We start from the raw sequence: 8,855 nt of genomic DNA, 5'->3' as shown, positions 1-8,855 counted from the left end.
CTCAAAGCTCGCTCTGTTTCGATAACGCGTCAGATTGCCGACAGCCTGTCAGGGATCGGACCCCGCGAAATACGCGTTCACAAACGCCGCCCCAAAACGCCCTTCTGATTCACTCGCTTGGGGCGGCAGCCGAGTGACGTCGGGTTGGTACGGACCTTGCTTAAAATAGAAACTACGTCTTCGCCTGGTGGCGGCTCAAATACATTCGCCTGTGGATGGACGAGAATGGCGGTCAGTTTGCAAACGGAGCTAAGAGCGTGCCCACTGTTGTTGCAGCCTTTCTATGGCCTTCAGGCGAGTCATGGTCGACCCTTTGTGATCAGCTCAAGCACAGGCCTCCGACCCTGCGCTGCTCCGCCAGGTGGGAATGCAACTTTCATGAAGGAGAAGGAGAGGGTGTTCGATAAAGAGGTTCGCCTTCCATACAGTTCAGTGCGCATTACACGTAAATCCGAACACGCCGATCGAAGGCAATCACATTCGAAGCCCGTTACCACATCGGAGTCGTTCTAGACGGCCTTTTTGCGAAGCGGGTCCAAGGAGAACCCGGCTCCGCGTTCACAGTCGTCTTGCACTGGACGGTCGTACGCTGATAGTCCGAAATCAATCCCTGCCTGAGGTCAAATCATGAAACCCGTTCTCGTGTTCGATTGGAATGGAACGCTGCTCGATGATGCGTACGCAGTTCTCGAAACGACCAATGCCATACTAGATCGCTTAGGTCGTGCAACGATCGACATGAAGACGTTTCGGGAACACTGTGACATTCCTCTGCCTCTTCTTTATCGTAACCTCGGACTATCGCAAGACGAGCTTGCGACGGTGGAAGGTGATGCGAGTGCAATTTTCCACGAGACCTACGAGCGTCTTGCGGCTAAATCTGATCTACGCGAGGGTGCACGCAGCGTCTTGGAGTTTGCGCGCCGAGAAGCGGCTTCGTCCATCATCGTTAGTAACCACATAGTCGACCCTTTGCGCTTCCAGTTGAGAAGACTGGGAATCGTTGACCATATCGACGAAGTGATCGCCTTTGAAAGCCGCGACACTCAGTACAAGTCGATGAGCAAAGGAGCGCGACTTAGCCTGTACATGCAGAAGAACAGCTTGAACCCCGCCTCCACCTTCATGATAGGCGATATGCCGATCGAAACGGAAATTGCGCGAACTCTCGGACTGACAAGCATATCTATCACCGGAGGATTTGTTTCTGAGTCGCGCTTGCAGGCAGCGCATCCCGACTACACGATTAACAACCTTCATGAGCTGTTGCCGATACTACGAAGCCATGGTGCTTTTCGGAATCCGTAAGTCATGATTGGCGAGGGCGGGCCATGCTCTCGCCGAGGATGTGCCAGCTCCCTTTCACATCAGGCGCCGCGAACAACAATGTAAGATCGTCTATCGCGTGCCCATAAGGATGCGTAGCTGGGTTCCGACTCCGCCGGCTTCCAGTTTGGATACTGTGGCTTGCCGCGCATGCGTCTTCTCGCCCTCGTCGCGTTGGGTGACATGATGATCTGCAAAAAGGGGAGCGGATGATCCCACACCGGATTGGACCTAGCGACTGAGACCAGCGCGCAGCGCTCGTGTCCGACGCTTTCGGGCGCTACTAATGACCCATGGTGTGGTGTTAAAGGCGAGCGCCATATACCTTCGTATCGATCGACCCTTCTTACGTTCAATTGAGCCGCCTCCGCGAGTGCCTTATCCGTGATGTGCGCGGTAGCACTCCCGCTATCGCCGCCCTCCTTGGGCGTTTCCTCCCTAGACTTGGGCCGCTTGTGGCAACGCGGGCGGCCCTTCTTTTTGTGTGCTACCCCATCGGCTCGGGAGGAATTCAGGTTTACGTCGTCGATCGTAATCTCGGACGGGCAACCGCCAAAGCGTCAAAGGCGAAAGCCCGCGCGCTGGCCCGGGCAACTCGATCATCTGCTACCGGAGCACACCCATGGCGTGCATACATCACGTATTCCTCCGTTGAGGGCCGCCTTGTTTGACGGACGCGAACGCTGCAGGTCCTAGGGGTAATCCTAGGAGAAGCGCTATGACGATTTCGAGGGCGGAGGTGATCACATCGGTCGAGCGGCGGCGCCGGTGGTCGCAGGATGAGAAGGAACGGCTTGTTGCAGCATCGCTCGAGCCCGGAGCCTGCGTTTCCGAGGTGGCTCGCATGGCTGGCCTTCATGTAAGCCAGCTGTTCAGGTGGCGCAAAGAGCTTTGCAAGCACGCTGAAGCGAGTATAGCGCCGTTCGTGCCGGTCGAGATTGGGTCGTCTGTGCCGCCGCGGGCGGTGGCCGAAGCGCCATTGACGACGATGGCGACGCGTCGACGGAAGAGCCATGGCATCATCGAGATCGACCTTGGTAGCGGGCACCGCATCCGGGTCCATGGCGACGTTGATGGAGACGCCCTGCGTCGGGTTCTCGACGCTCGGATAGCCGTTTTGGGTTTGAATCTGCTGCTTGATCTGATTCAATGGCTTCATGATATCGAAGCCGGACGATCTTCCATCGGACCTTGTGAGTGCCCTGGCGGCGCTGCAGGCCGAGCGTGAGGCGCGGCTGCTCGCCGAGGCGGTGGCTGCCAGTGCGCGGGCGGAGCTGTCGGACAACGCGGCGCTGATCGCGCATCTCGAGCTGCGGATCGAGAAGCTCAAGCGCGAACTGTACTCGCAGCCCTTCTCAGTGCGATCCCGATCAAGCTCCCTGAGGAAGTCCTCGTTCTTGCTCTTCGTCGGGGTTCTGTCGCTCTCGTTCTTCATATCGAACATGATCGAGATGAGTTCGGTTCCAGCCTCGTCCGAGTCGCGGAAGATGTAATCGCCCTTACTGCCGGTCCGCGCGTCGTTGTCCTTCTCGAAATAGGCGCGCGGAAAACCGCAAATACGATTTCACGTTGGCACGGCGACGATGAACAAGGAAAGGGAAACCGATTTTCCTTTCCTTAGGCGAACCGTAGGTCAAGGATCGTCTCCCAAATCCAGTGGGTGCTGCTGAATACGATTATACGATCCTACGTTTCAGACCGCCCGGCATCATCCGCTTCGGGCGCTGCATTAAAGCCACAAGTGAATAGCTGGTGCTGCGCCCTCCCGCGGCGTCCCTCTGAAGAATGCCGCGCTTGATCAGGTCATTGATGTCGCGCGTTGCGGTCGGCTGCGAGGTCTTGGCATCTTTTCCCACTTCGACGAAGTAAGCTTTCCCTCGAAGCCTTCGAGCAGGCGATTCAGCATAAGGCGCTGGCGGTCGTTGAGATCACTGGCGCCGTGCTTTTCCCAGAATGCCGCCGTCTGTAAGACGTACCGATGATCGCATCAGCGCCGTGGAAGGCGCGTCCGAGACAACCGAGAAACCAGTCGAGCCAGTTGGTGATATCGAGCGTACCGCGTTGGGTACGTTCAAGGATGTCGTAGTAGGCTTTGCGGTCCTTGATTTGCGCAGACATGCTGTAGAAGCGCTGCGGGCTGTGCTCTGACCGCGCGAGCGCCAGGTCAGCAATCGCGCGCGCGATACGGCCGTTGCCATCCTCGAAAGGATGGATCGTCAGAAACCACAGATTCGCGAGCGCGGCTTTGATGACGGAGTCCTTCTCCCGCTCCGCGTTGAACCAATCCAGAAACGCTTCCATCTCGGCCGGAAGCCGCTTGGCGGCCGGCGCTTCGAAATGAACTGAAGGCCCCTGACACCACCTGCATGGGGCCAGCATCCTCGGTGCGCCAACCGCCGACGATTATTTTGTGCATGCCGCTGCGTCCCGTCGGGAAAAGAGACGCGTGCCAGCCAAACAGCCTATCCGTGGTCGGGGCCTGATCATATTTCTGGGTGGCGTCGAGCATCAGCTCGACGGCCCCTCGACGTTTCTTTCAGCGGGCGTCAGGGCGCCGATATCCATCCCGAGACGTTGGGCGATCGACGAGCGGACTTGGTCGCGGCGAGGATCTCGCCCTCGCGAGGGTGCGTACAATGCGCTTCTTGAGGCGAGCATCCGTCGTCGGCGCATCCCAGACCGTTTTGAGGTTCGAGGCCAGTACGCCGAGCGAAGCTGGATCAGCAATGGGTGCGGGCGCCGCCGCATCATGCATGGCGATCTTGCCCTCGACCTCCGCCGCGTGAGCGAGTGCCCTGTTCCAGCGCGCTTCCAGCTCACTCGCCACCAACCGGTTCGCGGGGTCAGCGGCATCGTATGCCGGAAAGCCCGGTCGGCGGCATAGCGCGCCGCCTCGAGGTCGCGACTGAGCGCATCGCACACCTGATCCCGCCGTTCCCTGGCTCCTTCGGCGGCAGCGGTTGCAGCGGCGATAGCGCCCGGACCGACGACGCCAAGCAGTGCTTCCTCGATTGCATCATCGACACGCAATCCGCCGAAGGCGATGCAGTAAGGACCGCCATTGTCCATCCAGGCGCGGCTGCAGCTGTAGCGTGGGATATGGTGCCTCATGCCGGAGTACCGGAGTGTGAGCTTGCGGCCGCAGCGCTTGCACCGGATCAGACCGGCCAGCAGCGCGTCACCATGCTTGGGTGCGCCGTGATGCCGACCGGTGGGAACGTTGCTGCTGACCATGGTGCGGATCGCCTCGAACCTCTCCCAGCTCACATACCCCTCGTGGGTGTTGGGCTTCAGCGCCAGCCATTCGTTCCGGGTCTTGCGGCGGATCTTCACGCTCACGCCCCCGGCGCGGTATCGCGCTGCCACAGCCGTCTTTACCATAGGCATAGGCGCCGCCGTAGACCGGGCTCTCAATGATCCGGTGGATGGAGGAGTAACTCGGTCGCCGCCAGGCTGTGTCGCCGTTGGACTGCTTCACTGGTAGATCGAGATGTACTCGTGGAGCCAGCAGAGCGCCTGTCGCGCGCTGCCCAGTTCCTCGACTTTGTCGAACACCAGCTTAATCGCTTCCTGGACACGCCGATCCGGATCTTTCTAATAACGGTCGCCGGCCTTCACGAAGCCGACGGGCGCCGCCACAACCAACTCGCCCCGGCGCGCCCTCTCGTAGCGGGCCGAGAGCGAGCGTTGGCGCAACAAATCCAGTTCGTACTCGTTGAGGCTGCCCTTGAGCCCGAGCAGCAGGCGGTCGTTGCCGTGCCTCGGCGCATAGATGGTCTCCTGATCGACCAGAACGGTATCGACCACGCGGCACATCTCGATGAGTTGCTGCCAATCCCGGCTGTTGCGGGCGAAGCGCGAGACCTCGCGGGCGCAAACCGCACCAATCTTACCGAGGCAAACCTCCGCTACCATTCGCTCGAAGCCGGCGCGTTGCACGCCGCCGGCGGCTGAGCGACCGAGATTATCATCGATCACTTCGATCTCTGACCACCCGAGTGCCGTCAGCCGGTCCCGCATGGCGTATTGCAATGCGCTGCTCTCGCGATTGTGCAACACCTGATGTGCTAAGGATTGGCGCACGTAAAGAATCGCCTTACGCTCCAGATGATGAGGCCTGACCTTGTCAGAGATCATGATCGACCCCCTTCGCGGGCAGCGTCGCTGTCATCGCGGCATGGTCGATGATCAACTGCGTCATCAGGCTTGTGAGGGCCGCCCGGGCTTCCGCCGGCAACTCCGGCGATGCTGGCGCGCCGATGGCGCCGTTCGGCAGGCCGCTCCCGAACAGATCCATCTGCTGCTGCGACCGCGGTTCTCGATTGTGTCGGTATCCGCTCCCTGGCATTGCCGTCTGCCGTGACATGGGTCTCTCCCCGATTCTGGTCGTGAGAGGCTCTGGATGCGCTAGAAAGCAGGGCAGCTGATGGCGTTCGATCCATCAACACCAGATCGAGAAGCGCAGAAAGCGCTGCAAGTGCGGTTATGCTGACAAATGGCCGAGCTGCCAAAAGCTCCGCCTCAGGCCATGCCGTCCGGTCGAACATCCATGCTGGAACCTCCAGCCAACGATCTGCTTCCGATCCATCCAGCGTGCAGCGGAAGGCAACATCGCCAGCCTTGTCGACGGCCCCATGAACGCAAACTCGGCAACCAAACCAAGGATGATATCGATAAAGAACGACGCGAAGAGCGGTCCTGTGGGCGTTCTCAAACCTCGTTGTACAACCGAACCAGGCTCCATTCCGCCATCGGATATATCGCCCCGATCGAAATGGAGCTAAAAGCCGCTTAAACCCGTCCACTTTTTCGGGGGAAGATCACGTAACCAACCATGCGAAAAGTGGACCCGCGCGCTTCAATAGTATCTCCATCCACCACCCGCATCTCTGAGGGGGTAATGGGCTGTGCATGAGCGAGAGTGGCGGTGAGCAAAAAAAGCGCTATCGTCCGGAGCATGGTCCCCATTCCCCACGTAGAATTGCAATGGTAGCAAGTCTGCCCCTCAATGCATCTCAACTGCAAGCCTTCTCCCTGCCTTTCAAGTATCTCGAAATATCGATAACGAGACAGTGCAGCAGGTCTGAGGCGAAGAGGCAGGGCTGACCGGCGATAGCCACCATCGGGCGCCGCATATGAACTTCATTGGATTGCACGCATATGCACAGCGCTGGCAGAAAATAGCGTGTCTTGGCCAGCCGTAGCACAACTCGCGGGTAGCATTGGGGTCCCAATAAGACTTGGCCTCAAGTTGGATGCCGGCTCCTTCGTGATCTATGAAAAGATGCGGGGCATTGTATTCACAAAACTACGCGCCCTTGAATAGATGGTTGACGCCCCGTCATCACTTCGGCTGGGCTTTCTGGACTATGTTGCAGAGCGTCGACGCCACGGCGAGAGCGCTTGGTTATTTCCTAGTGTCGCACCGGACCAAGGCAGAGCCTTAGCGGCGTGGTCCAAATGGTGGGGCCGCTACCTACGCACAACGGTGGGCATCACCGACACTGACCGCGTGTTTCATTCGTTCCGGCATGGCGTGAAGGATGCCTTGCGTAGGGGCCGTGTGGATGTGGAAGCCCTCGAGGCGCTCCTAGGACACTCAGGGTCGACCTCAGCCGTCAGTAGAGGTTACGGGGCGAACGAGATGCTAGAGCGCTGGGGCGTGAAGGTGCTGCGCGATGCCGTGTCTAGAATCGAATACGTCGGCTCGACCTGTCCAAGGTGAAAACGGGCCACGAAGCCAAGGCGCGGGCAGGCCGCAAGCGTTGACGATTCTATTTGAGTTCGCGCGTCTCTGTGCGGGCTCTCCGAGGCTTCAATGAGGGCTCAGGATGACGGTCGGTCACCATGTCGCGTGCCGCACTCGGGGTGACCATTCGCACACGCGGCGCCAAGGTAACCCGATGAAGGCGCAAGGGCCGCTCGGCGGCTCGCGAGAACCGCTCGGTAATGCACGAGGAGCGGACGATGCCGGAGCAGTTCGGCAGGTCGCAGTTTGACCCATCTGAGACATCAGCGGTGCTGCGAGGCGGTGGATAGCTCGCGCTCGAACGGCGCTGGTATGCCAAGAACGAGATGCGCCCGCATGTCGCTCGGCAATATTGCGCTGTGCCAAAATACACATTGATCTCAGGTTGAACCCGGAACTAAAATACCATCAGGACCGCGAGCATCACCTTCGCCGCTTTTGCGATCCGAAAATCCGTTGCACTACACTTTTTTGTCCGACAATCACGCTTGTTGCCCGCCGAATCGTAGTCTTGTTTTTTCGGAGAGTAGAAGTGGGCTGGAGTAGAGTTGTTTGCTTTACCGATCCGCTGGCGTGCCAAGCAGCCTTCCCGCATTCTGACATTGAAATACTTCCGACGACGAAAGATTTTCGGATCGAGATGATCCAGGTCGCCATGAGGCGGCTCTGGCTACAACGCACTCACGTATCATCGCCAGCAGTCAGCACCGCCACAAGCAAACCCGGTTGGCGATCGATCGGCTTCCTAACAGAGGCCAATTTGTCACCGTACCATCACTGTGGACTGGAGGTTACCACCGGCGACATCATTGACCACACGCTTGGAGCAGAGCACCGGCGATGCGGCTCTGGTCTTGACTACGGCGCGATATGCATCCCAACCGAGGACCTTGACACCGCAGTTGAAGCGATAGCTGGCTGCGAGCTGAAGCAAAACTCAGAACGGCACATTTTTCGTCCGCACCGTCAATCAATGTCACGCCTGCTAGAGCTACATCGCGCGATCGGACAGCTCGCGTACGACGCTCCCGGTATTTTGCAAGTGCCAGAGGTGCTTCGCGCCCTCGAGAATGAATCCGTGCACGTCATGGTTAGATGCCTCTCTGATGCGGCCGACGAGAAGGCCAGCACTCGTCGCCGACGCGGACTTGCGGTCATCGCGCGGTTCGAAGAATTTCTCGAGGCGAATTGCGACCGGCCGCTCTATCTCACCGAAATCTGCGCAGCTATTGGTGTCGCCGAGCGAACGCTTCGCGCCTCCTGCGAAGAGCATTTGGGCATGGGACCGATCCGCTTTCTCACTTTCCGTCGAATGCACCTTGTGCATCGCGCGTTACTAAGCGCGCTCCCATCGGCGACAACCGTCACTCGGGTGGCTACCGACCATGGCTTTTGGGAGCTTGGCCGTTTTGCGGTGGCTTATCGCGTTCGGAGAGTCGCCGTCCCAGACCTTGAAGCGGCGCCCCACGAAGCACACCGCGATCCACCTCAATCGCCCATCAACACTCGTGGTCGCCCAAGCCAACGCATACCCTTGAGCACCTGGGTGCGCACCACCCGCGCCTTCAGTGCGGCGCGGCAATTAGGATGGAAGTGCAGCGTCAATCAGGATGAGAGAGCTTCGCCGGGCTCGTGACGCAGGGAGGGCGTAGCCCGACCGGAGTTACGAGCCCGGCGAGGGGGGGGGGGGGGGGGGGGGCCGCCGCGGGGGGGGGGGGGGGGGGGGGGGGGGGGGGGGGGGGGGGGGGGGGGGGGGGGGGGGGGGGGGGGGGGGGGGGGG

At 59.8% G+C, this 8,855-nt stretch carries 7 protein-coding genes and 2 pseudogenes; 4 read left to right on the top strand and 5 right to left on the bottom strand.

Annotated features, from left to right (window positions below; translation table 11 throughout):
• The first annotated feature begins 627 nt into the window (after positions 1-627).
• The 3 genes and pseudogenes from AC0L3A_RS39160 to AC0L3A_RS39150 all read left to right on the top strand — a co-directional run.
• Positions 628-1,308: an HAD family hydrolase gene (locus tag AC0L3A_RS39160; RefSeq protein ID WP_473256420.1), complete on the top strand. Its 681-nt coding sequence runs from the start codon at positions 628-630 to the stop codon at positions 1,306-1,308.
• A gap of 736 nt (positions 1,309-2,044) precedes the next feature.
• Positions 2,045-2,554, top strand: a complete 510-nt coding sequence (gene tnpA, locus AC0L3A_RS39155; RefSeq protein ID WP_473256419.1) for an IS66-like element accessory protein TnpA — start codon at positions 2,045-2,047, stop codon at positions 2,552-2,554.
• Positions 2,484-2,675: pseudogene (locus AC0L3A_RS39150) on the top strand (IS66 family transposase); the annotation flags it as partial. The gene tnpA and the pseudogene AC0L3A_RS39150, both read left to right, overlap by 71 nt.
• Here the strand turns inward: AC0L3A_RS39150 and AC0L3A_RS39145 are convergent.
• From AC0L3A_RS39145 to AC0L3A_RS39125, 5 genes and pseudogenes are all read right to left on the bottom strand, one after another.
• Positions 2,651-2,887, bottom strand: a pseudogene (locus AC0L3A_RS39145) (DUF2130 domain-containing protein); the annotation flags it as partial. The pseudogenes AC0L3A_RS39150 and AC0L3A_RS39145 overlap by 25 nt on opposite strands.
• 338 nt (positions 2,888-3,225) lie before the next feature.
• Positions 3,226-3,627 carry a Fic family protein gene (locus AC0L3A_RS39140; protein ID WP_473256418.1) on the bottom strand — a complete coding sequence of 134 codons (402 nt, stop codon included), beginning with the start codon at positions 3,625-3,627 and terminating at the stop codon, positions 3,226-3,228.
• 207 nt (positions 3,628-3,834) lie between these two features.
• Positions 3,835-4,659 carry a recombinase zinc beta ribbon domain-containing protein gene (locus AC0L3A_RS39135; protein ID WP_473256417.1) on the bottom strand — a complete coding sequence of 275 codons (825 nt, stop codon included), beginning with the start codon at positions 4,657-4,659 and terminating at the stop codon, positions 3,835-3,837.
• A gap of 261 nt (positions 4,660-4,920) precedes the next feature.
• Positions 4,921-5,463: a recombinase family protein gene (locus tag AC0L3A_RS39130; RefSeq protein WP_473256416.1), complete on the bottom strand. Its 543-nt coding sequence runs from the start codon at positions 5,461-5,463 to the stop codon at positions 4,921-4,923.
• Complete coding sequence (locus AC0L3A_RS39125; RefSeq protein WP_473256415.1) at positions 5,453-5,623, bottom strand: hypothetical protein; 171 nt, start codon at positions 5,621-5,623, stop codon at positions 5,453-5,455. The genes AC0L3A_RS39130 and AC0L3A_RS39125 overlap by 11 nt, the downstream gene beginning before the upstream one ends.
• 1,837 nt (positions 5,624-7,460) lie before the next feature.
• Between AC0L3A_RS39125 and AC0L3A_RS39120 the strand changes: the two genes are divergently transcribed.
• Positions 7,461-8,711, top strand: a complete 1,251-nt coding sequence (locus AC0L3A_RS39120; RefSeq protein ID WP_473256414.1) for an AraC family transcriptional regulator — start codon at positions 7,461-7,463, stop codon at positions 8,709-8,711.
• The last annotated feature ends 144 nt before the right edge of the window (positions 8,712-8,855 follow it).

This window comes from Bradyrhizobium sp. MI1.3, assembly GCF_055811695.1.
This window is presented reverse-complemented; position numbering and strand designations above follow the sequence as displayed.